Origin of the sequence: Nostoc sp. DedQUE02 (genome assembly GCF_034531035.1) — a bacterium.
Taxonomy (GTDB): Bacteria; Cyanobacteriota; Cyanobacteriia; order Cyanobacteriales; family Nostocaceae; genus Nostoc.
The window spans coordinates 188,317-213,809 of record NZ_JAVRBY020000007.1 but is presented as its reverse complement, the minus strand read 5'-3'; the positions used below and the strand labels follow the sequence as shown (position 1 = coordinate 213,809).

The window sequence follows — 25,493 nt, the reverse complement described above, 5'->3', positions numbered from 1 at the left end:
CGAAACTCAGTGCAAGTCGCTCGATTACCGCCAAGCGATGCACTGAGCGGCTTGCCCTGAGCGGAGCCGTTGGCGCAGCCTCTCGTAGAGAAGGGAGTCGAAGTGTCGAAACTCAGTGCAAGTCGCTCGATGGAGCCGGAGTCGAAATACAAAACCCATCTGTGTGGGTTTCAAATTCCTACAGTCCGCGTCGACGGACGAGAGTTTGTATAGCCGCGCTTTCTAATTGCCAGATATATTTGCACTTATTGAAATGCTTTCTTTCAACACATCTATATAATAAGATATTCACTATGAGCGATAACTATATTTTGAAACGTATACATACATACAGACAGCAAATCCTAAAAGAAAATAAAGAAACCTGTCTTTCGCCTATCTAAATAATAAGATACTAATAGTAATAGGATATACAGAAAATAGATTTATAGCCTTACCAAATTCATATTTGAGTGCATCTGAGTACAGCTTAATATATTGCAAAATATCTTGATAAAATCTTAGTAAATGCTTACGGGTAAGGTTTCTTGTAGCATGAACATAAATTCTTAACCCCTGCCCCAAAAATACTAGTACCCCCATCATTAAATACTAGTACCCCTACCCCAAGATAAATTTTAAGTTTATCTGGAGTCGGGGTTTCGGCGTTTGAGTGCAACCTCAATCAATCCAATAAATCCAATCAGCATTGGGTTTGGTATCGAGTTGGATGTCACCTGATATAAGCATAAAAATAGCAGATGACTCATTTACCAGATAGACATTACCGATGCAACAGTCTTTAGACAGTATTAGCGATTCCCCAAGTACTAAAACGCAGGATTTTGCCCATACATCCATGCTGAAAAATCTCTTCTCTGGCGTTTTTTTTGAGCCATTATTGAGTGATTTTTGCATTATTTTTGAGCGCGATCCCGCAGCACGGAATTGGCTAGAGGTAGTATTTTGCTATCCAGGATTGCACGCGCTATGTTTGCATCGTCTTGCTCACTGGTTACATAATCGAGGAGTCGGTTTTATCCCCCGTTTAATTTCTCACTTGGGGCGATTTTTGACCGGAATTGAAATTCACCCAGGTGCAGAGATTGGTGAAGGCGTGTTTATCGACCACGGAATGGGTGTAGTCATTGGCGAAACTGCGATCGTCGGCGACTATACACTGATTTATCAGGGCGTCACCCTTGGCGGAACTGGTAAAGAAACTGGTAAGCGTCATCCCACAGTCGGCAAAAATGCGGTGATTGGGGCGGGTGCGAAAGTTTTGGGTAATCTGCAAATTGGCGATCGCGTCCGTATTGGTGCAGGTTCGGTTGTTTTACGGAATGTCCCCAACGACTGCACAGTTGTCGGAATTCCCGGCAGAATTATTTCTCGCAACGAAAACGCCAGCCTTTCTCCTCTAGAACATGGAAAGCTACCCGATGTGGAAGCAACCGTGATTCGTTCTTTGCTCTCGCGCATTGAAGAACTCGAAAAACAACTGCAAACTTTAAGCGTTAAGAGTCATTAGTCACTTGTACTGAGTTTCGACTACGCTCAACTACCGCGTAGTCGAAGTATTGGTCATTGGGCATTGGGCATTGGACAAAGGACAAAGGACAAAAGACAAATGACAAATCACGTTTTGCAGATTCCTTTGAGCGATCGCTGGCGAATCTATCACCGTTTGCAAGAGTTAAAAATTAATTGCTCTTGTCCCCCTGATGGTTCTTTGCGAGTGCAAGTGAACAATTTGCTGGAAGTAATTCTAATTCGCAGTACAGTTATGCAACTTCTGGCTTCTCGTCACGAATTATTAGAGTGGTTAGAGCGTTGCTGGGATTACAGTGATCAGTCATGATTATTTCAAAAAGACCTAATTCACAGACGATTAATCTTGAATTCATGACGCAACTACTGGACTTCATCCTTTTTGTTCATAGATGCACAAAGCTCAAATAGGTTTAGAGTTTGAAGCTACTGTCCGCTAGCAGAATTTATTGCAGACTGAGATGGATTAGATGGAGTTTAGATTTTGTTGGGTCTACTAAATCTGAAACTTCCCTGACATATAGCAACAATTAAAAAGACGAAATTCCTAAATATAAATTGGAGTTTCTGATTTTTAACCTTTTCCCAAATTAAGAAATTGAAAGTTCAATTATGGCGACTCGGAACAGAGATATAAAACTCCTCAATTTTTTGCACAATGAACTTGAACTTTCAAATGCCGATATTGCTGTAGCTCTGCGACACCGTGAATTAGAAAATGGCCCGCTACCGATGCTCCTTTGGCAGTATGGTTTCGTTGACTTGGAGCAGTTAGGAAAAATTTTTGATTGGCTAGCAGACCAAAGTTAGCGAATTTGTACTTCTTAACGTTGAGTACCATTACCTGCCTAAATTACACCTAAATGCACTAGAAAAGATGAGGTTACGAAGATGATTACATCCTTAATTGCTGGCTTTTGTGTATTACTTTGTTCGGGATTTGCTAATAGTTATATTAGTTCATTGCTACTCGAAGACATTTCAACTGACATCGGTAAAAACGATTAGTAATTTATACATTGTTTTAGTTCCCTGTCATACAGATGTGATGCTAATAATAAGGCAATAATTAAGGATCATGTATCCTACATTATGAATTGTGATATTTTTAGCATTTGCCATCGCCGGGGATTGTAGAGGGAAAGGATATTAAGAATACTTCCAAGAGAGGGATATTTGCAATGAATCAAATCATAATTAATGACACTACATTACGTGATGGCGAACAAGCAGCAGGTGTTGCCTTTACTCTACAAGAAAAAGTAGCGATCGCGAAGTTTCTCGATGCCATTGGTATACCGGAATTAGAAGTGGGTATACCAGCAATGGGCGATGAAGAAACCCGGGCGATTGCTGCAATCTCTAACTTAGGTTTACAAGCAAAACTCTTGGGCTGGAACCGTGCTGTCATCTCAGATATCAAGGCTTCCATCGCCTGTGGTTTGAATCGGGTGCATATTGCCATTCCCGTCTCTGGTATCCAAATTGCCACTAAATTTCATGGTCAGTGGCGAATAGGTTTACAGAAACTTAAAGACTCAATCCACTTCGCCCTTGACCAAGGTCTTTGGGTAGCAGTTGGCGGAGAAGATTCTTCTAGAGCTGATGAAAACTTCCTCTTAGATGTAGCACTTTATGCCCAAGATTGGGGTGCATCCCGCTTCCGCTTCTGCGACACTGTAGGAGTTCTCGACCCCTTCACCACTTACACCAAAGTCCAAAGGCTGGTTTCAGCGTTGACGATTCCCCTAGAAATCCACACGCATAATGATTTTGGTCTGGCAACTGCCAACGCTCTTGCTGGTATCAAAGCCGGAGCATCATCAGTGAATACCACAGTCAACGGATTGGGTGAACGGGCGGGAAATGCAGCATTAGAAGAAGTTGTCATGGCGATTAAACGCATCTACGGCGTTAATTTGGGCATTGACACACCCAGTTTGCTGGAACTATCTCAACTAGTTGCAGCCGCATCAGGAGCTAGCGTACCACCTTGGAAAGCGATCGTTGGCGAAAACACTTTTGCTCACGAATCTGGCATCCATGCTCACGGAGTATTGCAAAACCCCATCACCTACGAACCATTTGCACCCGAAGAGGTGGGTTGGGAACGGCGTTTAGTAGTAGGAAAACATTCTGGACGGCATTTAGTTGCTAACTTACTAGAACAGCATGGAATTTTCTTGAACCCCCAAGAAACCCAATCTGTTTTAGACGCTGTGCGCCATCAATCGGTACAGAAAAAACGCAGTTTGACGACAGAAGAATTGTTGAATTTGGTCAGAGAACAGAGGTACTCTCATGCAACGCGATGAATTAGAACTAAACTTGCCACCCGCTTTTGAAATTGGTGAAAAAGTCAGAGTTCGTAAACTGCTAAAAAACGATGGTACCTTTCCTGGTAAGGAAGTTGGGCAAGTTTTAGTCAACAAGGGAGATATCGGTTACATAGCGAGTATAGGCACATATTTGCAGACTTCCTATATATATGCTGTGCATTTCTTAGAAACAGGGTTTGTCGTCGGCTGCAAGAAAAAAGAACTAGAATCGGTTGAGGAGTCTCATGAAAGTAATGCTACGGATGAATGATGCCGGCACTTTAGTAGTTTACGTTGCTAAAAAAGACCTGGAAGAAGAAGTCGTCAAACAAACCGATGGAAATGATGGCAAGATTCTCACCCTAGCAAATGGTTGGGAATTAGAATTTCGTGAATTGCCAGACACAGCAAATTTACCTCAAACAGTAGAAGCTAAACGCCTAGCTTAAAAACAGTTAGGAGTTAAGAGTTATGAGTTAGAAGTTAAGAGTTATCAGTTAAGAGTTATGAATTATTAACTCTTAGCTCCTCATTTTTAACTCCTCACTCCTAACTCCTCACTTCTAACTCTTCGCTTTAACTCCTCACTCCTAAATTTTTATCAATCATGGGTAACAAATATTTGACGTTATCAGAATTGAACCTTGAGGGACAGTTACTAGGTTTTGTTGGTGGTGAACCAGGAAAATATAAATACTTGCAATTGGCAGTTCCATCTGGAAATGTAGACATTAAACTGCCTAAAGAGTTACGTCGTTTACTAAGTTCATCCTTAGTTCCTGGTCAGCAACTTCGCATTTGTGGTCATAGTAAGATAGACTCACGCACAAGTAAAATTAAAATTAAAGCCTATAAGGTGACACCAATTGATGTGTGTCCAAAGCAAGATTTACCACCTCAACCCAAAGCGAGGATTATGGTATGTCAAAAGGGCGGTTGCCTAAAACGTGGTGGTAAAGGTTTATTATCAGAATTAGAAAAAACTTTGTGCGATCGCGGTTTGTTAGACAAAGTTAGCATTGAACATACTAGTTGCCAAAAATGCTGTGGTAGCGCTCCCAACTGTGTTTTACAGCTTGGTAAAAAGAAATACAAGAATATTCATCCAGAAGCGATCGCAACTTTGCTAGAAAGTCATTTAACTTCAGAGTAATAAACTTCTCTAGCTATTCTTAAAATAATACATAAATTTGTAGGGGTAAAATTTTTACCCCTATTTGTTGTTGGTATAGTATAGCACCCTTGTCAAACTGCGATCGGCTAAGTTATAACTGCTGCAACGTTAGTAATACCAAATACAAACAGAACCCAGGTTAAGATATAAGGAGCGATGTCAGACAACAAGTTGCTGCAAGCCTTATAGCGAGTATAGGTGTCATGAGCGTTACCGAGATTCTTTAGAGAATTGCCTAAGTAGTTTTGTATTTGATAACTAAACCTCGTCTACCTTGAGAACCGTAGTTTTGTAGGTTGGGTGCAGCGATAGCGTAACCCAACATAAAATTTGGTGGTAATGTTGGGTTGCGTTTCACTCCACCAACCTACAAAAATATATGTTTTAAAAAACTCTAGGTTTCAACGTAGATGAGGTTTATATTAGAAAAAAATGCCCTTGCTAAAAAGTAAGGGCATTGAAGTTTACCTATTTAATCTTTAGTGAGTAAATCTATACAACTTGGGATACTTTTCGCTTAAGCTTCATCCCAAATTTCATGATTCCAGCGCTCATTTACATGAGAAAAAATAGTCTTTTATCTTGTCTATAATCACTGAAGATAAATCAAGCCGGATTGCGAATAGTCCTTATCCAATTGTTATGCTAATTTCTTGCGTAGCTTGCTACCAGCCAAAGCCAGACCGACGATTCCTAAACCAGCGAGACTAGCAGGCTCAGGAGTCGATTGGACAATACCAGATTTCTTGAATTCAAATGCAATAGTTTGTGTACCATTAAATTTGCTGGCATCATAACCAGTGGTTAGCAATTGCTGGGTTATATCACCCTGTGCTAAGAACGAGATTCCACTCAGATAATTTCCAGAGTTAATGACATTGAGATTAAATGTATTGTCCTTGCCGTTATTAGTAAAATAACTACTGGTCAAATCACCATAACCGACAGTACCACCACCTTGTTTTACCTGACTTTCGTAAGAATTCCCTCCTCCTGCTAAACCACCATATGTAGCAACGGTGTAGCCTTCTTTGATATCAGTAACTGTTTTTGCCTGGACATTACTATAAACACCTAGTTGTTGTACCCCTGAAGCATTCACTGAAGAGAAATGAATCCCAAACAAATCTCCGCTACTCATAGCATTTTCAAAGGTTTTACCCGCCATGTTGAAGAACAAATCACCATATCCAATCTGACCATCGGCAGCACCCTGTTCAGCCTCTCCTGTTAACTTCATATTGCCGTTGATTGCCACAATGATGCTGGTAGCAGTTTCTTTAATAGCCATACCAGAGATATCATAGGGGTTTACTTTTCCTGGCGCGGCACCAACCCAGTAGTTCCCGTTCATCCCATCTTTGTTTGAATCAAATGCATACTGCCACCCGCTAGCATCAGTGGAGTTTTGACCCACCAAAAGACCGGTAGTGTCGTTCAGACACTCCAAAGAGATGCTAAATGCTGTTCCCTTTAAGTCTGAGGCATAGGCTCCTTGACCAGCCACAAAGAAGATTCCAAAAGTAGCAATACCAACCTTCAGTAAATTGAATAAGTTTTGAGTTTTCATTATTTATAAATTGATTGATTTAGAGAATCACAATTGTTTGGACTCCTCTATTTTTAATTAGAATAAAAAAATATAAAAGCGTGATTTTTCGGAAAAGATAATTTGGATAACTTAACGTTAATTTGATAAAAACTCAAATCAAGAAGGACATTTTTAGTTACAATTGCCTTTATCTAACCCAGTTGTATTAAAGTGAAATAGCAGCAAAGCCAAGTAGGTGTAGTAGCCTACGATTATCTGCACCTATTTAATTAGATAGTTTTAACAAACTTTTGGGTTTGTGTAAGCTTAATAAACCTATCCCGCCAGCATCTACGTACAGGGCATCTAAACCCGCACCCGCGATCTACTTTAGAAAGTAATATCCGATTCGGATGAACATTTGGGCATTTTCATTGCACCTTGCTATTTAAAGGAGTCAGGAGGCAGGGGTCGAAATCAATAAGCTTCCTGACGACTGACACCTTTATTCTGGTTCCTAGCAAAAAATGCAACTTTTCTAATCAAATCAAACCTTCTAACGCGTGTTGCAAATCGTTTGTCAGATCAGCAACAGCTTGTCTAGCACCCAAACGATTTTCCTTATACGCTGGGTAACGCTCAGAAATAGATATGGGTTCACCCACAGTAATTTTTACTTTTTGCTTACCTAATTGCGGACGCTGCACAGTTTTATTGCCTTTGATTTTAGCAATCATCTGCCATAAAATTAAAGTCGTCTCAGCAAACCTTTCTGCTGTTGGATTTTCCCGAATATAATTACCAGAAACAGCCACAAAACTTTCTACTAAACGCATGTGCCACATCCGCGCATTCGCTTCTTCTGCAATGCGATCGCCTAAAGCTCTTTCAACCGCAGATACTCCTTTAACATCTTTAAATTCTTCTCTAAATATATAATTCCAACCCGCTTGCTCGACTCGTCGGCAACGATCGCTCAAACTACCTTTTGATTGCAAATTAAAGTACTGTTCTGAGATAAGCAACGCTGCATTCAATAAAGCTTGTAAACGAATTGCTAATGCTTCATTTCTATCGGGAATTTGCCCGTTAACAATCTTGGGATCTGGCAGTTTTTGATGATAAAACCGGGTGTAAAATTCTTCCATGAGCAAAAGTAAATGTTCTGCCAAAGTCAACAACCGGGGATAAAGTGACTCCACAGAAGCATTTTCTGGTGGATTTACAAGTAAACCACTAGCCGCTTCCAATTCACTTAAAAGATTAGCGATCGCATCCCAAGGAGCATCAACGTAACTATATTTAATCCCAACTGGTACAATTAAAACTTGTTGGTCGCTTCCCGCTTTTTGCAAATCTTCAGCACACCAAAAGCCTAATTGGGCGATACCAGGTTCTAGCGGGCTAATATTCTCCGATAAACCATTGGTAGCACCCTCTGGCGCAGCCGCCATTGGGAATTTCCCATTAACGAACAAGTCACGCGCCGAACGTAACCCCGTCCAGTCAGCCTTACCTCGCTGAATCGGAGTACCACCTAAATGAGAAGCAATCCAGCCAACGTAGGAACCTGCCCAGAGAGGAATGCCGCGATCGTAGATAAAATGAGCGTGAATGGGATATTGTAGTTTTGTACCTTGCGATCGCGCTGTCTTTGGTACGAGTTGAGATAGCAAGTAACCCAAACAAAACGGATCGTCTGTTTTGGGATGGCGAAATGCCAGCATAAAACGGATTTTACCCTCCTGAAACTGGCGATAAAGATCCACTAGAACCTCTACGTTATCTGCTTCAATTTGGCTAATAGGTGTTTGCCAGTTTATCCAACTGGGTAGTAATAGATGGACAACTCGTAGCAATAAAGGGTTAAACGCGGGAGGAATAAATTCTAAGGGTGCCTGTGCTTGATAAATTACATCTGCCAAAGTAGTTTCTCCTAAAGATTCCCTGATTCTAATCGCCTGCTGGTTATTTCTTTTAAGATATCCTAACGGCTGTAATATCCCCTGAGTAATGAAGTCGAGGTAAAACCCGCCTCTTGCGCTGTACTTGGCACATTACTCAGGTTAGAAAACTAGGATACCTTCTTAATCTACGCAAATTATTTTAATGAAACGTACTTACGCAGATTTATAAAGTATTTTCTGCTGCAATGAAAAGTGTTGGCAGATGTAGAGATTTAGCAGCACTTGCAAATCTTAATAACAAGAAAGACTCAAGCTAAATCCTGGCAATACATCTTCATCCGATAATTGTGTGGGTAGATTTCGCACTTCCGTATCTTGTTTTTGGCGATAAATTTCCACTTGCTGCTATTGGGGGTTAATTAACCATGCTAACTGCACCCCTGCATCCATATATTCTTGCATTTTGGAACGCAACATTTCCAAATCATCTGTTGCTGACCTTAATTCAATGACAAAATCGGGTGCAATGGGGGGAAATTTACGTCTTTGTTCAGGTGTAAGTGCTTGCCAACGTTCTCGTTGAACCCAAGCGGCATCTGGGGAACGATCGCCACCATTGGATAATTTGAATATAGTAGAAGAACTGAAAGTGTAACCAAGGCCAGTTTGCCGATTCCAAATTCCCAGATCGATAATTAAATCTGCTTCTCGATTGCCGCTTTCGCCTCCAACGGGGGACATGATGATTAATTCGCCCTTGGCAGTGCGTTCAAATTTCAATTCGCGGTTATTTTGACATAAGTGATAAAATTGTTCGTCACTCAAGTGAACGGTGTCTAGTTTTAATGTCAAAGGACTCATAACCTAGACCTAGATTAAAGGGGCTGGGGACACTTCGACAAGCTCAGTGCATCGCTGGGGACTGGGGATTAGGGATTGGGTGCTAAATAGACAAATTATGGTGGGGGAAGAATGCCGCGACCTAGTTAAATAGTTGCAGAAATTATATCATGCTATGTCTTAACGGCTGTATGATGCCGATCGCGCTTGCTCTGGGCGCACCAAAAACTAGAATACCTTGTTAGTCAACGCAGGCAAACGAGAGTTTGTATGGCTGCGATTTCTAATTGCCAGTTGGTTTATAAACAAATTAGAGATTCTGGAAAGGGAATAAACGATGCGACTTTCACAAATGTTATTTGTTACACTGCGGGACGATCCGGCTGATGCTGAGATTCCCAGTCATAAATTATTACTCCGTGCAGGTTACATTCGTCGCATCGGTAGTGGTATCTATGCTTATTTGCCGCTAATGTGGCGGGTACTGCAAAAAGTTTCCCAAATTGTGCGGGAAGAAATGAACGCTACAGGCGCACAAGAATGTCTCCTACCACAATTACAACCTGCTGATTTATGGAAGGAATCGGGACGCTGGGACACTTACACAAAAGCTGAGGGGATCATGTTTTCCCTAATTGACCGCCGCGAGCAACAATTAGGATTAGGCCCAACTCATGAGGAAGTAATTACAGCGATCGCTCGTGATATGATTCGCTCTTATCGCCAGCTACCACTAAATCTCTACCAAATTCAAACCAAATTCCGCGATGAAATTCGTCCCCGCTTTGGTTTAATGCGCGGACGCGAGTTTATCATGAAGGATGCCTATTCCTTCCATACCGATGAAGCTAGCCTCAAAGAAACTTACCAGGATATGTATAAAGCCTACAGCAATATCCTGCGGCGTTCTGGTTTAGCTTTTCGGGCAGTGGAAGCTGATTCTGGTGCAATTGGTGGTTCTGGTTCTACAGAATTTATGATTTTGGCGGAAGCTGGCGAAGACGAAGTTCTCTACACTGAAGATGGTAAATACGCCGCTAACGTAGAAAAGGCTGTTTCTTTACCAATTGATGCCGAAACCTCACGGTTTACAACCTATGAGAAACGCGATACACCTGGAACAGAAACGATTGAAAAGGTGTGTCAACTCCTCAACTGTTCTCCGACTCAATTGGTGAAAAATGTCCTTTATCAGACAGTTTATGATAATGGCGCAACAGTGTTAGTCCTGGTAAGCATTCGAGGCGATCAGGAAGTTAATGAGGTCAAATTACAAAATGAACTGACTAAATTAGCTTCTGAATATGGCGCTAAAACTATTATTAGCTTGAATGTACCAAATGTAGAAGCCCAGCAAGCATGGACAACTAAATCTCTGCCTTTAGGCTACATTGCGCCAGATATTGCAGATGAGTATATTACTGCTAATAAACAGATCCATCCCAAGTTTTTGCGCTTGGTGGATCGAACAGCCGTTGATTTAAAAAACTTTGTTACAGGCGCGAATGAAGCAGGTTATCACGTAGTTGGTGCTAATTGGAACGAGCAATTTAAGTTACCAGAACGAGTAGTAGATATTCGTAAATCAAGACCAGGCGATCGCGCCATCCACAATCCAGAACAAATCCTACAAAGCGCCCGTGGAGTTGAAGCAGGTCACATCTTCCAATTAGGTACGAAATACTCTCAAGCGATGGGTGCAACTTATACCAACGAACAGGGTGAAGAGAAGCCGCTAGTTATGGGTTGTTTTGGTGTAGGCGTGTCACGATTAGCCCAAGCTGCCGTCGAGCAATCTTACGATAAAGATGGGATTATTTGGCCAGTTGCGATCGCACCTTATCACGCGATCGTCACAATCCCTAACATTAAAGATGCTCAACAAATCGAAATCGCTCAAAAACTTTACACAGAACTTAATCAAGCAGGAATTGAAACTCTACTAGATGACCGCGACGAACGGGCGGGAGTCAAATTTAAAGATGCTGACTTGATAGGCATACCTTATAGAATTGTAACCGGACGAGCGATCGCTAATGGCAAAGTTGAAGTTGTAGAAAGAGCCACCCGTAAATCTCAAGAAATTGCCATTGATGAAGTGACAACCACACTTCATAAGTGGATTACACAAGCAATAGAGGGTAAAGATTAAACGCAGAGGGGCGCAAAGGGAAGCGCAGAGTTTCGCGGAGTATTTTTTATGAGAAATACTTTGCGTTCCTCTGCCTTGTAAATTTAATTTTCGATCATCTCCACAAAGAATGAGATTTACATAATTTGGCAGGTGACGGATCAGAAGTAAAAATTCTAGAATTGAATCAGGGAGTCACAAGACTAATGTTGTATTTTGAGGCATCAAGTCTCCTCCCGGTTATGAGAAACTCTTCAGTTACAAGTATCGTCGTTAACCAGGCTGCTCCTCACATAACTACCATATCAGCCCTCAGTTAGGAAGGTTTTGAACATGAAAGACCAACAAGGATCTAATCGTATTTCTTCAGGCGTAATTGCAGCTGTATCAGCAGCAGTTGTAGCGGTGGGTGGCGGTGTAGCTTGGTTTACCACACAATCCAACAATCCTCCCACACCGTCAAACCCTTCTAGCCGCATTGAACAGCCAGCACAGCCATCAACTAGGCAGCCATCTAATGAGCAAACCCCCAACGTTTATTGGCTAAGACCAAAAGACAAAAATGTTGCTTTGGTTCCCCAGCCTGTTAAAGTAGCTTCTGTACTACCCAACCAGGCTTTAGAAGCAGCTTTCCAAAGTTTGTTAGCAGGCCCAACAGAAGGAACAGATTCTACAACCATCCCCAAAGGAACCAAACTGTTGGGGCTGAAGGCGGAAAAAGATGAAGTTCGTGTTAATTTATCTGAAGATTTTACTAGCGGTGGTGGTAGCACTTCAATGATGGGCCGCATTGGACAAGTTGTTTACACTGCAACAACTTTAAATCCCAAAGCCAAAGTGTACATTGACGTGAACGGCAAACCGTTAGATGTTTTAGGCGGCGAGGGTCTAGAGTTACAACAACCACTCACTCGCGAACAGTTTCAAAAAGATTATCCGCTTTAGTCATTAGTCATTAGTCATTGGTCATTAGTCATTAGTTTTTCATAAATGACAAAGGACAAATGACGAAGGACAACTGACAAAGGACAAAAGACCTAACGTTTGCTATTTAATACGCGAAAATTACGGGCTTGCTGCTCCAACCTTGTGGCGAGGCGATCGCAAACCCGATTACACAACTCAAAAATCATTTGATCTTCCACCCGGTAATAGGCGCAAGTTCCTTCACTGCGGCGGCTAAGGATACCTGCTTGCCACATTACCTTCAGGTGCTTTGACACATTTGCCTGAGAAGTCTGTGTTGCCTCTACCAACTCTTGCACGCATTTTTCTTCATCCCGTAATAAGTGTAGCAGCCGTAGGCGCATTGGCTCACTTAATAGGCTGAAGTATTCAGCTACTTGTTGCACCACTTCTGGTGGTAAAGGCAACGTTTGTTTCATCAGGGTTGACCCACAAGGACTGAAAGTTTTAACAATGACTCATGTCATATATACATTAATACTTAATCAGGGTTAATTCGCATCAAAGGTTGACCATATTCTACAGCGTCGCCATTTTGGAGGAGAATTTCCATTACCTGTCCAGAGACTTCGGCTTCGATTTCATTCATCAGCTTCATGGCTTCAATGATACAGACTGTTTGACCCTTGCGGACGCGATCGCCCACTTCCACAAATGCCGCTTCCCCAGGCGCAGGAGCGCGATAAAACGTTCCTACCATTGGGGAAGGCACTTCTACTAATCTCTGGTCAATGGTTGAGGGAGAATTTACTGATAACTGCATTTGTGTGCTAGTTCCAGTATTCTCAAATACACGAGATGTGGACATCTCCGTTACCTGACTTGAGTTCATCTGGTTTCCCCCAGATGAACCTGATGTCAAGCCTGAACCTACCACACCGCCTAAAGTCCCTTGACCTACCGACAACATCTGATTGCTAATGCTCACAGCCTTACGGACTGTTAGCTCAAAATCATCGCTTTTGAGCGTGACTTCTGCAATATCTGTTTGTGCGATAGTTGCCAGAAGTTGGCGGATTTCATTAAAGTCCAATGGCACAGTTTTTATTACCTCGACCTATCCGTAAATGAGCATCTTAAGTGTGGCAGGGAATTAATCCCTATGTAGGGATTTAAATCGGGACTTGCATCTCCGTAGAGATGAAAGTTATTCCCTGCTGATATATTTATCTTCCTGAGTATCAACCTTGATGCGTTCTCCTTGAGAAATAAACAAAGGAACCATCACAACTGCACCAGTTTCTAGAGTTGCTGGTTTTGAGCCACCTGTGGCAGTGTCACCTTTTAAACCTGGATCTGTTTGGACAATTTCTAGAACCACAGACTTAGGCAATTCTACTCCTAACACCTGGTCGCCCCACTTAATAACTTCAGCTTCCATTCCTTCCTTCAGGTACTTGACGCGATCGCCAATTTGTTCGCGAGTCAATCTACCTTCTTCGTAGGTTTCCATATCCATAAAGACAAACTCATCGCCTTCTTTATAGGTATGCTGCATCGTGCTTTTTTCTAGAGTGGCCTGCGGCACTGTTTCCCCTGCGCGGAACGTTTTTTCCATAACGCTCCCACTCTGAACATTTTTTAGCTTAGTTCGTACAAAGGCAGAACCTTTGCCTGGTTTGACGTGCAAGAATTCAAGCACTCGCCATACAGACCCATCCAATACAATTGAAACACCGGGTCGAAAGTCGTTACTGGAGATCATGAAACTTTCAAATTTTGGAAGACAATCGGCATTTATTGTACCCTTCTAGGGTCGTCATTGGGCATTTCTCATTAATTAGTTGTCATTTGTCATTAGTCATTTGTGATTTATCCTCCGCCCTTAACGTGGGAAGATTATTTATGGGTTACGTCCAGTCAACAATTCACTGCTGCATTTGAGTTATCCCATGCTTAACTTATTAAAATCCTGGCTGAAGAACAGCCTAATGGCAATACTGCTGATAACAATATTTTTAGGCATAACTACAGCTGGGTGGACTCCCTCCAGTAGCGCCGCACTGCCAGCTGGCAATGCAATTACCGACGGAAAGGCTTTGTTGCGGTATGCACTCCCGATAGATAACAAACCTGTGCGGCAACTACAAGGCAGTTTAGAGGACATCTCTGCCCAACTGCGGGCGAATCGACGTTGGGGTGCTATTTCCAAAGACATCAGCCAAGCATCCCGCATTCTCGATAAACCTTCCCAAATCTTAACAAGCGTTCCCGCAGAACGCCAACCCCAAGCCGAAGCTTGGATTAGCGAGTTGAAATCTGGGGTGAGTAAATTACAAGAATTGGCGAACAGCAAAGATAAAGAACAAATTCTGCAAGAGAGAAGCCAACTTTTGAATCTTGTTACTCAGCTAGAAGAGTCAATGGTGAAACAATTTCCCTTTGAAGTGCCTGCTGAGTACAGTAATCTGCCGCAACTTAAAGGTCGTGCCACTGTAGAAATCAAAACCAACAAAGGCGATTTGTCCCTTGTCGTAGACGGTTACAGCGCTCCTGTGACTGCTGGTAATTTTGTAGATTTGGTAAATAGGGGTTTTTATAATGGCTTAGAATTTACCCGTTCTGAAGAATCTTACTTTCTCCAAACTGGAGATCCTGCTGGGAAAGATGTGGGTTTCATCGACCCAAAAACTGGCAAATATCGCGCTATTCCCTTAGAAATCTTAGTTCAAGGCGATAAAGCGCCTACTTATGGCATTACTCTAGAAGAAGCTGGACGTTACGTTGATATGCCAGTTCTACCTTTTTCTGCCTTTGGTGCAGTAGTAATGGCTCGTCCCGAAAGTGAAGTGAATGGTGGTTCTTCGCAATTCTTCTTCTTTCTCTTTGAACCAGAACTCACCCCCGCCGGACGCAATCTATTGGATGGTCGTTATGCCGTTTTTGGCTATCTCACCGAAGGTAAAGAAGTTTTGGATAAACTGAAAGCTGGTGACAAAATTGAATCGGCAACTGTGGTTCAGGGGATAGAAAATCTGGTTGAACCGCAAGCTGCATAAGAAGACACAGGGGACAGAAGAATAATTCTTGTACAGACGCGATTAATCGCGTCTCTCCTGATTCAGATTTCCGGCGGTGAATATCCGATCAACTGCGATCCTTAAGTTATGGACAGAGAGGAATTTATCAAGCGCTACAGTAATGAAACCGATTTGGTTGGGATTGATTTGAGTGGAGCCGATCTCAGAGGACTTGGTTTTGATGGAGATATGAGTCGAGCCAATCTCAGTGATGCCAACTTGGAAGGAGCGGATTTGGGAGCTGTTGAACTGTGCGATGCCAACCTGAGTGGAGCTAACTTGAGAAATGCCATTTTGGATGATATTGACTTCAGTGGAGCTAATCTCACTGGATCTGACCTGAGCGGTGTTCGTATGCATCAAGCCAGTTTCAATAATGCTATTTTGAAGGGTGTTAACCTGAGTAGTGCCGATTTGTTGCAAACTGTATTTGATAGTTCTGACTTGAGGAGTGCCAATCTCAGTGAAGCTTTTCTCGATGAAACTTTCTTTTACAATACCAACCTCAGCAACGCCAATTTGATGGGGGCTAAGTACTTGAGTGAACGTAGACTGAAGGGTGCTATCTTGTGCAACACTATCATGCCAGATGGGAGTATTAGAAATGATGGTTGTAGGGAAAAGAGGGACGAATAATTACTAACTCTTAACTTCCAGCTTCTAACTCCCCTAACTCAGATTCCCAGCAGCGAACACTCGATCAACTGCGATCGCTAATTCTGGAAAAGTCCGCGATTTAATTTGCTGGTCGCCAGTAAACACCGTCTCTTCGTAAAATCCTTCTTCCAACCACAACACAGAAATCTTTTCTTTTAGTGGGTCTACAATCCAATATTCTGGGACTTCAACCGCCGCATATTCAGACCGCTTATAACGATAGTCCCGCTTAATAGAATCTGGACTGACTACCTCTACAATTAGTAATGGTGGTGACTCAAAGACAGCTGATGCATTGAGCAATTCTCTTGCTTGCTCCTGCGTCACCACAGACAAGTCAGTTAACCGAGACTTATTTTTCCCCGTCCTCGTCCCAGTTTCGCGAAAAGTTAACCAATGTAAACTCAAGCGCTGAATTTCCGCTATGAGTGCGGTATCTAAAAAAGCGACAATCAAGAAATGTTGAATTGTAGGGGGATTCATTAATTCCAGCCTGCCATCTACTAGCTCATAGTGAAAACCACTGCCATCATCATAATTTAAGTACTCTTCAAATGTGAGCTTTGTTACTGGTGTAGATACCATTCCAACATCCCTCTAGACGATACCTTTATCGTAACTTGGGGGAATGGGAATTAGGCAGATGAAAGAGATGCGGAGAATTAACCAATAACAAATGACTAATGACTAAAATCAAAGACATTGGCGAACAAGGTCTTTTAGAAAGATTACAGCGCTTCTGTCCTCCAGAAATTATCGGCGATGATGCCGCAGTACTTGAGACTACACCAGGGCAATTTTTGGTAGTAACTACAGATGTACTGGTTGATGGCGTGCATTTTAGCAACCTCACCACTTCCCCAGAAGATGCTGGTTGGCGAGCTGCTGCTGCCAATTTATCAGATTTAGCAGCAATGGGCGCTTCTCCATTGGGAATCACTGTCGGATTGGGACTACCTGGTGAACTTAGGGTGAGTTGGGTAGAACGCTTGTACCAGGGAATGACGGAATGCCTGCAAAAATACAATACCCCAATTGTTGGCGGTGATGTCGTGCGATCGCCTGTAACGACTTTGGCAATTACCGCTTTTGGTCAAGTTAACCCTAGTCAAATTATCCGCCGTTCTGCTGCTGTTGTGGGGGATGCGATCGTCGTTACAGGCGTTCATGGAGCCTCAAGAGCAGGCTTAGAACTGCTCTTACATCCCGAATTAGGACAAAACCTCAACAACGAAGAAAAGACGGCTCTAATCCGCGCACACCAACGCCCACAGCCACGATTAGATGTCTTACCAATCCTCTGGAAAATCCTAACTTCTAATTCCCAATTCTCTATTGCTGGTATGGATAGCAGCGATGGTTTAGCAGATGCGATTATTCAAATTTGCCGCGCGAGTGGCGTTGGCGCTGTCTTAGAACACAGACAAATTCTCCTACCAAAAACTTTTAACCATTGGCTGACACCAGAGCAAGCGCTGGAATATGCTCTATACGGTGGCGAAGACTTTGAATTAGTGCTGTGCTTACCACAAGAATTAGCATCAGCCTTAGTGCAACACCTTGGAGAAGGTGCTGCGATCGCAGGCAGGATTACAGCCGGCTCGACAGTAATATTACACGACGAGCAAAAAAAATTCCCCGACCAAGTTCTGAGTCTTAGCCAGGGATTTCAACATTTTAGTCAATAATCCTTTGTCATTTGTGAAAAAGCAATGACCAATGACTAATGACTAATGACTAATGACTAATTAATTATTGCCACTTTTCGGCTACCAACTCTGCCAAATCCAAGACTCGTTGGCTGTAACCCCACTCGTTGTCATACCACGCCATAACTTTTACTAAGTCACTGCCCATAACCAAAGTCAAGCTGGAATCGACAATCGAAGAAGCGTCAGTACCTTGATAATCAGAAGATACTAGTTCTAGTTCGCTGTAGTCCAAAATCCCTTTAAGTGGGCCTTCGGCAGCATCCTTAAGAGCTTGGTTAACTTCTTCAGTAATAGTACGCTTCTCAACCTGAACTACGAAATCTACCATTGAGACGTTCGGGGTTGGTACGCGCAAGGCAACGCCATTTAGCTTGCCTTTCAGGTCTGGGATAACCAGCGCCACTGCTTTTGCTGCACCAGTGGAAGTGGGTACAATGTTTATCGCCGCGGCCCTTGCCCGTCGCAAATCCCGGTGAGAAGCGTCTAGCAAGCGCTGATCGCCTGTATAGCTATGGGTAGTGGTCATCGTACCTTTGATAATGCCGAACTTATCGTTCAACACCTTGGCGATTGGTGCCAAGCAGTTGGTAGTACAGCTAGCGTTACTGATAATGTGGTGTTTGTTGTGGTCATAGTCATGATGATTCACACCAACCACAAAAGTACCATCCTCGTTTTTACCAGGAGCGGTAATCAGAACTTTCTTGGCTCCAGCATTTACGTGCTTGAGCGCTCCTTCTTTGCTAGTAAATACCCCGGTTGCTTCGATAATTAGGTCAATTCCCCAATCTTTCCAGGGCAAGTTTTCGGGATTGCGATCGGATACGCACTTGATGGTCTTACCGTTGACGATGATCGAGTTATCGTCAGCACTAATCTCAGCATCTTTGATCTTGCCTAGCATGGAGTCATACTTCAGCAGGTGAGCATTGGTTCTAGGGTCTGAAGTGTCATTAATAGCGACAAGATCGATCCGACTATTCTCTCTACCCACCCAGCAACGCGCAAAGTTACGTCCAATCCGCCCGAAACCGTTGATTGCAACTCTAATCACAGTGTCTTGCCCTCTGTATTTATGCTTATTATGTTGATATCGTTGACCCCAATCATATCGCAAAGGGGGGGGGCACTTTTAACCATAAAGTGTTAGATCAATAAAAAAACACATAATTTATTCAGATTTGTAAGAGTAGAGATTGTTGTTAGTGATATATGATCTGACCGATTCCGGGACTAAATAACGAATTGACTGGCGTTCGCGGCAAAATTTGCGAATTAGACTTGACGAAACTCCGACTATTGGTATATTCAAGAGTTGCCAGTGAATGATCAAAGACTGTTCCCTGAGTTGTTGCTCGACTTGCTTGCAGATTAATTTGCTTTGAGTTATAGTCTCACCACCTAGCTGTCGGGGTGCGATTAACCAATCACACATTTGTGCTAATTCGTGTCCCCGGTACCAACTGGGTAAGCTTTGGAAAGTATCCAAGCCCACAATCCAGTACCAATGAGTATTTGGGTAACAAGCAGATAAGTCAATCAGGGTGTTAATGGCATAAGAAGTCCCAGAGCGATTAGTCTCCACTAGTGAGACAGTAAACGCTGGGTTATCTTTGATGGCTAATTGCAGCATTTGCAGACGATGCTCAAACAAAGCTGCTTCTTTGTGAGGAGGGTTTAAGGATGGCACCCAAATTACCTTTTCCAGGGATACTTGATGCAAAGCTGTCTCGGCTACGAGCAGGTGTCCCCAATGAATTGGATCGAATGTGCCACCAAAAATTGCTAGTTGCTGCATCCAGATCAGCCTGGGTTATATGCAATTGAAAAATAGTTTCATTACCAATGTACTATTGTACTCAATTTACGCCTAAACTTGATGCAATTTCAATTTAGTTTCACTAAACAATGTATTATGTAGCCAATTCCAGTAAGGTAGCCAAAAATATGTATTTGACATTACAAGAATTTCTTTCCCGATGCAGCCAAAATTTTCAGAATAATCTTAAGAACAGTTCAGAAATAGCAAAAACCTCCAACCAAGGTAAAATCATTCTCAATCAGGAAAGCCAGAGCAGAAACATCATTTGGGCATCAAACATGAACATGATACAGGAGTAGTTACGGTAAAAATCAAATTCCTGTTATGATACGCGTGTCATTTGTGATTATGGTGTGGTGTGGTGTAAAAGGAGTAATAAATGACTAATTCTGTAGATTTTAGTGGTAGACCATTTCATTTCATTGGCATCGGTGGCATAGGTATGTCTGCTCTGGCATACGTTCTTGCAAAGCGTCAATTTCCAGTATCAGGTTCGGATCTTCGTCCTAACCACATTACGCACAAATTGGAATCTATCGGTGCTCATATTTTTGGTAGACAAGAGGCAAGCAATCTCGAATTCTTTCATCCTCAGGTATTAGCTAATCCAGTAGTATTAAATTCACCAGAAGAATTACCTACTGATACTAAGTCAAAACTGCCTCAAGTCATTTGTTCAACAGCAATTAACACTAATAATTTAGAATACAAAGCAGCGCTGGAATTAGGTTGTCCAGTTTTTCATCGTTCAGATGTCCTAGCAGCTTTAATTGCCGATTACTACAGTATTGCAGTGGCAGGAACACACGGCAAAACTACAACCAGTAGTATGATTGGCTATATGCTTCTGGAAGCAGGCCTAGATCCAACAATTTTAGTCGGTGGCGAAGTCAATGCATGGTCCGGTAATGCTCGATTGGGACACAGCCAATATTTGGTAGCCGAAGCAGATGAATCAGATGGTTCTTTAGTAAAACACGCTCCCGAAATTGGCATCATCACCAATATTGAACTCGATCATCCTGACCACTACGATACATTAGAAGAAGTCATTGACACCTTCCAGACATTTGCTAAGGGTTGTAAAACTTTAATAGGTAGCATAGACTGTGCGACAGTGCGCGATCGCTTGCAACCCACAATTACCTACAGCTTACACTCAGATACCGACGCTGATTACACCGTCACCAATATTGATTATCGTGCTGATGGTACCACGGCTTTGGTTTGGGAAAGAGGCAAAGCTTTGGGCGTGTTGACGTTGCGGTTGCTCAGTCGGCACAATCTCAGCAATGCTCTAGCCGCAGTGGCTGTTGGTCGCGTCTTGGGCTTAGAATTTGGAGCAATTGCCAAAGGTATCGCCACTTTTGAAGGAGCAAGACGACGCTTTGAGTTCCGAGGTGAAGTCAATGGCATTACCTTCATTGATGACTATGCTCATCACCCTAGCGAGATTCGCGTTACTCTCGCCGCAGCCCGTTTACAGGCAAGACCAGGGCAAAGAGTGGTTGCCATCTTCCAACCCCATCGCTATAGTCGTACACTGACCTTTTTAGAAGAATTTGCCGAGTCATTTACCCATGCTGATTTGGTGGTGCTGACTGATATTTACAGTGCAGGCGAACCGAATTTAGGGCAAATTAGTGGTGAACGTCTAACGGCAGAAATTGCTAAACAGCATTCGCAGGTCGTTTATCAACCAACTTTACCCGCAGTATATGAGTACTTGCTAAAAACATTACGCCCAGGAGACTTGGCGCTGTTTTTAGGGGCTGGAAACTTGAACCAGGTGATTCCTGAAATAATTACCGCACTTTGCGAACCTGCTAAAGCCACATCCTAAAGTGGAGACTTTGCAAAGTTTTATTTCCGAGCAAAGTGCCCCTCTAGCAACGGTTTCATCTGTGAACTCTATTACCGTATCTTTGCGGTAAATAAATGTAAAAATTTTACCAAAAAAAAGTAAAGATGACCATTTCCCAGGCAGCTGGAAACGTCTGCACAGTTTCTGCTTTGAATACAAAGAAACATCAAACGGTTAATTCGGTGGAGAATGAAGTAATTTACCTACCAAATACTGATTGTACGATCAAGCCCCAAGCTTACTTGTCAGCGTTTACTTCCTATAGGGTTGGGGGAGCAGCTGATTTGTACGTTGCCCCTCGAAACTTAGAAGCACTGCAAGCAAGTCTGAAATACGCAAAAGAACGCAATTTAAAGGTGACAACACTGGGAGCAGGTTCTAACTTGCTAGTGAGCGATGGTGGTATATCAGGCTTAGTCATTGCTACTCGTCATCTCCGCTTCAACCACTTTGACCCCCAAACCGGTCAATTAACTGTTGCTGCTGGAGAATCAATTCCTAGCTTGGCCTGGGCGGCAGCAGAATTAGGGTGGCAAGGATTGGAGTGGGCTGTTGGTATCCCCGGAACAGCCGGAGGTGCCGTAGTGATGAATGCAGGGGCACATAATAGCTGTATTGCAGATATGTTAGTTAGTGCCCAGGTACTTTCACCCGATGGTACGCTAGAAACTCTTACCCCCGATCAGTTAGGTTATAGCTACCGGACTTCATTATTGCAAGGTGGCGATCGCATAGTCACCCAAGCCACGTTACAACTCGCGCCAGGTGCAGACCCAGCAAAAGTTGTGGCAATTACCAAAGAACACAAAAAGCATCGGTTAAGCACCCAACCATACAACTTTCCCAGTTGTGGGAGTGTATTCCGCAATCCCAAACCTTACAGCGCTGGTTGGTTAATTGAACAAACTGGTCTCAAAGGCTATCAAATTGGTGGCGCACAAGTAGCACTACTCCATGCTAATTTCATCGTTAACCGGGGTGGAGCAAAAGCTAGTGACATCTTCTGTCTGATTCGCCACATCCAACATCAAGTACAAGAACGCTGGTCTATTAATTTAGAACCCGAAGTCAAAATGCTCGGAGAGTTTCAAGGTGCTTGTTGAAACTTTCAATTCAGGGGATGGGGATTGGGAAGATGAGGGAGATCGGGAAGATGGGGTGTAACCAATGCCCAATGACGGCAGTTGACGGCAGTTGCTCCACTTGGGGAGACCCCAAGACCGCACTGCCTCCTCCACTTGCGGAGACCCCTGCGTACCCGTCACTGCCTCCCCAATGCCCAATACTTCTCTACGAGAGGCTGCGCCAACGACTACGCGGTAGTTGAGCGTAGTCGAAACTCAGTACAAGTGCCCAATGTCCAATGCCCAATTTCAGAATGCATTAATTATTAGTAAAAAAAGAGGCAAATTACTTACCGCATCTATAATTGAATTTGATTTGTTATTCAGCGCACATGCGTACAAATAATTATGACAGGAAAAGGACAAGGATTCGGCTTTGGCTTAGGAAAAATGAAGGAACTGGCCGAAGCTTTTAAGAAAGCGCAGCAAGTTCAAGAAGGCGCAAAGCGGCTCCAAGAAGAATTGGAGCAAATGGAGATTCAAGGGGAATCTGGCGGTGGTCTGGTAAAGGTGATTGTCAGTGGAAACCAAGAACCAAAACGAGTGGAAATTTCTCCAGATGCTTTAGCAGAAGGTGCAGAAGTACTTTCTGATCTTGTAACAGTGGCAATGAAAGAAGCCTACAACAAGTCCACAGCAACAATGCGGGAACGTATGGAAGAATTAACCAGTGGTTTAGAGTTACCTGGATTTTAGTCATTGGTCATTAGTCATTGGTGAGCCAGTGCGGTCTTCTCCCAAGGGAGACGCTAAAAGCGATGGGGGTTTCCCCCATGAGCAACTGGTGTTAGCGAAGCGGTAGCGACGCAGGAACGTCACCCGAAGGGTCATTAGTCATTGGACAAAAGACAAATGACTATTGACAAAGGACAAATAATATCTATGCCTTACAAGTTGCTGTTTGTCTGCTTAGGTAACATCTGCCGATCGCCATCGGCAGAAAACATCATGAATCATCTAATTGAGCAGGCTGGCTTGAGCAAACACATCCTCTGTGACTCTGCCGGTACATCTAGCTATCACGTTGGTAGCCCACCTGACAGACGCATGAGCGCTGCGGCTGCTACAAAGTTAGGAATTAAACTGCGTGGTCGAGCACGCCAGTTTCAAAAGTCAGACTTTCAAGACTTTGATTTGATTTTGGCAATGGATCGAGAAAATTATGAGAATATCTTCACTCTCGATCAAACTAAGCAATATCAGCATAAAGTTCGTTTGATGTGCGAGTTCTGCTCTCGACACACTTTAAAGGAAGTTCCAGACCCATATTACGGTGGTCAAGAGGGATTTAATCAGGTTATTGATTTACTGATCGATGCTTGTGAAGGTCTGCTTATATACGTCAATAGCCAACAACCAATAATTTAAAGTTTGGAGTTTGAAATTGAAAATTAGGAGTGAGGAGTTACCTCTTTTCTAGACATCTGGTGAAATTAAATATGCTTTATCCAGAACCCTTGTAGAGACGTAGCAGTGCTGTGTCTCTACATTCATTTTCACTCCCATATCTCAATATGGGGTTATTGGTGTAAATGATTGGTCTTTCAAGACGCGATTCATCGCGTCTCTAAATCAGGGTTTTGGGCTTATCTGAACTGTATTATCCTTAACTCTTCACTTTTTTATTCCACTAAACCATGCTTCATCGCAAAACGCACTAATTCCGCGCGGTTGCTAGTTGAAGTTTTTCTTAATAAACTGCTAACGTACTTTTCCACTGTTCGAGGACTCAGGTGTAGCTGAAGACCCATATCGGCATTAGAAAGACCATGAGTCAATAACTCTAAGACTTCCTGTTCTCTATGAGTTAGGGATGAGTGCAGATGGGATTTCTGAATTTGAGTGGACAGAGAATTATGAACATCCGTCGCTTTGATCGAGCCGGAAATGCCCAAACTTTCTTTATGAGAAAAGCGATACTCTGATTGGATGATTTGCGATCGCTCCAAAAGATTGCGGATTGCTGCTGCTAACTCTTCCAGTTCAAAAGGCTTGGGTAAATATAAATCGCACCCTGATTGGTAGCCCATAATTCTTTCCTGGGTCTTAGTTCTAGCTGTTAATAAAATTACAGGCAATAAACGAAACACTGGTTGTTGCCGCACCCGGCGCACCAGTTCATAGCCATTCATTCGTGGCATAACGATATCGGTGACAATCAAATCAGGATGATACTCATCCACCATAAACAAAGCCTCTTGACCGTCATTAGCCGTAATCACCGAGTAGCCAGACAGTTCAAGATAGTCGCTAACAGACAGACGAGTGCCCAAATCATCATCCACTACAAGGATCGTCAAGGGCATGGACAATACACCCCTAGAATTTTTTTACTCAGAAATTTGCTTCTACGCGCTTCATCAGTGAACACAGACAATAAATAATAGTGTTCTTATGTTTCATACTATGACAGTATTACCAGCGAATGAATGACTTCAGGGTTGATTTATAAAGAAAATCTAAAATCGGGAGGATGAGTTAACGAAGTTTAACTTATCTTTGACTTCCTCTGCTTGGGAGGCACAGAGAGCTTTGTAATTTGTAACAACTCCTAAATAAGCCAAAGGAAATGCTTACTCTAGTGTAAATTGATATTAACTTAATCAATCATTTTCCAAAAGCCAAGTAAGTATAAATATCTTTTTTTTGTGATTATTCCTTAGCTAATCACTAATAGATATCTTGCAAAAGTCCCTCACACCCCAAAGAGTCAAAGCTACGCTCTGTCTACCCTAAGAACTCGCGAGGAGGGATTAAGGGGAGCCGATGCGGTTTTGGCGTCTCCCCAAGTGGAGAAGCCAACGGCGTGGGCGTGGTCTATCCCGACTTGAACAGACTGGCGTATAGGTTTATTATTTTTGATTTATGCGAGAGGTTTAATGCTTATTGGCGTCAGG

General features: G+C 42.8%; 26 protein-coding genes and 1 pseudogene. 16 read left to right on the top strand and 11 right to left on the bottom strand.

All coding sequences use genetic code 11. From position 1 onward, the window contains the following. The first annotated feature begins 769 nt into the window (after positions 1–769). The 7 genes from cysE to RMX98_RS09865 all read left to right on the top strand — a co-directional run bounded on the left by cysE (position 770) and on the right by RMX98_RS09865 (position 5,001). On the top strand, positions 770–1,510 hold the full coding sequence (cysE, locus tag RMX98_RS09895) for a serine O-acetyltransferase (RefSeq protein WP_322681377.1): 741 nt from the start codon (positions 770–772) through the stop codon (positions 1,508–1,510). A 99-nt stretch (positions 1,511–1,609) separates the two neighbouring features. Then, positions 1,610–1,840 (top strand): Asr1405/Asl0597 family protein, encoded by a 231-nt coding sequence (locus RMX98_RS09890; RefSeq protein WP_322681376.1) that lies wholly within the window; start codon positions 1,610–1,612, stop codon positions 1,838–1,840. A gap of 302 nt (positions 1,841–2,142) precedes the next feature. Beyond that, entirely contained in the window at positions 2,143–2,340 is a 198-nt protein-coding gene (locus RMX98_RS09885; protein ID WP_094349915.1) for a DUF2949 domain-containing protein, read from the top strand. 371 nt (positions 2,341–2,711) lie between these two features. Continuing rightward, positions 2,712–3,845 (top strand): homocitrate synthase, encoded by a 1,134-nt coding sequence (gene nifV / locus RMX98_RS09880; protein ID WP_322681375.1) that lies wholly within the window; start codon positions 2,712–2,714, stop codon positions 3,843–3,845. Beyond that, the gene (locus tag RMX98_RS09875) at positions 3,832–4,119 is read left to right on the top strand and encodes a nitrogen fixation protein NifZ (RefSeq protein WP_069070441.1); all 288 of its coding nucleotides are present in this window, start codon (positions 3,832–3,834) and stop codon (positions 4,117–4,119) included. Before nifV ends, RMX98_RS09875 begins: the two co-directional genes overlap by 14 nt. Continuing rightward, positions 4,094–4,297, top strand: coding sequence for a putative nitrogen fixation protein NifT (gene nifT / locus RMX98_RS09870; RefSeq protein ID WP_069070440.1), 204 nt, complete (start codon positions 4,094–4,096; stop codon positions 4,295–4,297). Before RMX98_RS09875 ends, nifT begins: the two co-directional genes overlap by 26 nt. A 158-nt stretch (positions 4,298–4,455) precedes the next feature. Then, complete coding sequence (locus tag RMX98_RS09865) at positions 4,456–5,001, top strand: (2Fe-2S) ferredoxin domain-containing protein (protein WP_322681374.1); 546 nt, start codon at positions 4,456–4,458, stop codon at positions 4,999–5,001. Between the two features lie 256 nt (positions 5,002–5,257). Here RMX98_RS09865 and RMX98_RS09860 read toward each other — a convergent pair whose 3' ends face one another. The 4 genes and pseudogenes from RMX98_RS09860 to RMX98_RS09845 form a co-directional block, all read right to left on the bottom strand. Beyond that, the gene (locus RMX98_RS09860) at positions 5,258–5,380 is read right to left on the bottom strand and encodes a hypothetical protein (protein ID WP_322681373.1); all 123 of its coding nucleotides are present in this window, start codon (positions 5,378–5,380) and stop codon (positions 5,258–5,260) included. A 282-nt stretch (positions 5,381–5,662) separates the two neighbouring features. After that, entirely contained in the window at positions 5,663–6,592 is a 930-nt protein-coding gene (locus tag RMX98_RS09855) for an XDD3 family exosortase-dependent surface protein (protein WP_322681372.1), read from the bottom strand. Between the two features lie 503 nt (positions 6,593–7,095). After that, positions 7,096–8,478 carry a 1-acyl-sn-glycerol-3-phosphate acyltransferase gene (locus tag RMX98_RS09850; protein ID WP_322681371.1) on the bottom strand — a complete coding sequence of 461 codons (1,383 nt, stop codon included), beginning with the start codon at positions 8,476–8,478 and terminating at the stop codon, positions 7,096–7,098. A gap of 273 nt (positions 8,479–8,751) precedes the next feature. After that, positions 8,752–9,321: pseudogene (locus tag RMX98_RS09845) on the bottom strand (Uma2 family endonuclease). 316 nt (positions 9,322–9,637) lie between these two features. Between RMX98_RS09845 and RMX98_RS09840 the strand changes: the two are divergent. Continuing rightward, complete coding sequence (locus RMX98_RS09840; protein WP_322681370.1) at positions 9,638–11,452, top strand: proline--tRNA ligase; 1,815 nt, start codon at positions 9,638–9,640, stop codon at positions 11,450–11,452. A gap of 312 nt (positions 11,453–11,764) precedes the next feature. Then, complete coding sequence (locus RMX98_RS09835; RefSeq protein ID WP_322681369.1) at positions 11,765–12,376, top strand: GerMN domain-containing protein; 612 nt, start codon at positions 11,765–11,767, stop codon at positions 12,374–12,376. A 92-nt stretch (positions 12,377–12,468) separates the two neighbouring features. Here the strand turns inward: RMX98_RS09835 and RMX98_RS09830 are convergent, their stop codons facing one another. The 3 genes from RMX98_RS09830 to efp form a co-directional block, all read right to left on the bottom strand. Beyond that, positions 12,469–12,816 (bottom strand): ArsR/SmtB family transcription factor, encoded by a 348-nt coding sequence (locus RMX98_RS09830; protein WP_094349905.1) that lies wholly within the window; start codon positions 12,814–12,816, stop codon positions 12,469–12,471. Between the two features lie 62 nt (positions 12,817–12,878). After that, positions 12,879–13,436, bottom strand: a complete 558-nt coding sequence (accB, locus tag RMX98_RS09825) for an acetyl-CoA carboxylase biotin carboxyl carrier protein (RefSeq protein ID WP_322681368.1) — start codon at positions 13,434–13,436, stop codon at positions 12,879–12,881. A gap of 108 nt (positions 13,437–13,544) precedes the next feature. Further along, entirely contained in the window at positions 13,545–14,102 is a 558-nt protein-coding gene (efp, locus tag RMX98_RS09820) for an elongation factor P (RefSeq protein ID WP_109012189.1), read from the bottom strand. Between the two features lie 187 nt (positions 14,103–14,289). Here efp and RMX98_RS09815 point away from each other — a divergent pair, with 187 nt between their 5' ends. Together RMX98_RS09815 and RMX98_RS09810 are read left to right on the top strand one after the other, a co-directional pair. Next, complete coding sequence (locus tag RMX98_RS09815; RefSeq protein ID WP_322681367.1) at positions 14,290–15,396, top strand: peptidylprolyl isomerase; 1,107 nt, start codon at positions 14,290–14,292, stop codon at positions 15,394–15,396. Between the two features lie 108 nt (positions 15,397–15,504). Then, positions 15,505–16,053 carry a pentapeptide repeat-containing protein gene (locus RMX98_RS09810; protein ID WP_322681366.1) on the top strand — a complete coding sequence of 183 codons (549 nt, stop codon included), beginning with the start codon at positions 15,505–15,507 and terminating at the stop codon, positions 16,051–16,053. A 33-nt stretch (positions 16,054–16,086) separates the two neighbouring features. Here RMX98_RS09810 and RMX98_RS09805 read toward each other — a convergent pair whose 3' ends face one another. Next, positions 16,087–16,659: a Uma2 family endonuclease gene (locus tag RMX98_RS09805; RefSeq protein WP_322681365.1), complete on the bottom strand. Its 573-nt coding sequence runs from the start codon at positions 16,657–16,659 to the stop codon at positions 16,087–16,089. Between the two features lie 98 nt (positions 16,660–16,757). Between RMX98_RS09805 and thiL the strand changes: the two genes are divergently transcribed. After that, positions 16,758–17,762: a thiamine-phosphate kinase gene (gene thiL, locus RMX98_RS09800; RefSeq protein ID WP_322681364.1), complete on the top strand. Its 1,005-nt coding sequence runs from the start codon at positions 16,758–16,760 to the stop codon at positions 17,760–17,762. 64 nt (positions 17,763–17,826) lie between these two features. Here the strand turns inward: thiL and RMX98_RS09795 are convergent, their stop codons facing one another. Both RMX98_RS09795 and nadD read right to left on the bottom strand, forming a co-directional pair. Further along, positions 17,827–18,840, bottom strand: coding sequence for a type I glyceraldehyde-3-phosphate dehydrogenase (locus RMX98_RS09795; RefSeq protein ID WP_322681363.1), 1,014 nt, complete (start codon positions 18,838–18,840; stop codon positions 17,827–17,829). Between the two features lie 117 nt (positions 18,841–18,957). Next, positions 18,958–19,584, bottom strand: a complete 627-nt coding sequence (nadD, locus tag RMX98_RS09790) for a nicotinate (nicotinamide) nucleotide adenylyltransferase (protein ID WP_322681362.1) — start codon at positions 19,582–19,584, stop codon at positions 18,958–18,960. A gap of 403 nt (positions 19,585–19,987) precedes the next feature. On the opposite strand from nadD, the gene murC reads away from it, so the two are divergent. The 4 genes from murC (at position 19,988) to RMX98_RS09770 (ending at position 23,964) form a co-directional block, all read left to right on the top strand. Then, positions 19,988–21,451: a UDP-N-acetylmuramate--L-alanine ligase gene (gene murC, locus RMX98_RS09785; RefSeq protein ID WP_322681361.1), complete on the top strand. Its 1,464-nt coding sequence runs from the start codon at positions 19,988–19,990 to the stop codon at positions 21,449–21,451. Positions 21,452–21,576: 125 nt separating this feature from the next. After that, positions 21,577–22,575: a UDP-N-acetylmuramate dehydrogenase gene (murB, locus tag RMX98_RS09780; RefSeq protein WP_322681360.1), complete on the top strand. Its 999-nt coding sequence runs from the start codon at positions 21,577–21,579 to the stop codon at positions 22,573–22,575. Between the two features lie 369 nt (positions 22,576–22,944). Beyond that, positions 22,945–23,292 carry a YbaB/EbfC family nucleoid-associated protein gene (locus tag RMX98_RS09775; protein ID WP_099100025.1) on the top strand — a complete coding sequence of 116 codons (348 nt, stop codon included), beginning with the start codon at positions 22,945–22,947 and terminating at the stop codon, positions 23,290–23,292. Between the two features lie 186 nt (positions 23,293–23,478). Further along, the gene (locus tag RMX98_RS09770; RefSeq protein ID WP_322681491.1) at positions 23,479–23,964 is read left to right on the top strand and encodes a low molecular weight protein-tyrosine-phosphatase; all 486 of its coding nucleotides are present in this window, start codon (positions 23,479–23,481) and stop codon (positions 23,962–23,964) included. A gap of 254 nt (positions 23,965–24,218) precedes the next feature. Here the strand turns inward: RMX98_RS09770 and RMX98_RS09765 are convergent, their stop codons facing one another. Then, a complete protein-coding gene (locus RMX98_RS09765) occupies positions 24,219–24,902 on the bottom strand; it encodes a response regulator transcription factor (RefSeq protein WP_322681359.1) in 684 nt (227 codons plus the stop codon). Positions 24,903–25,493 lie beyond the last annotated feature (591 nt).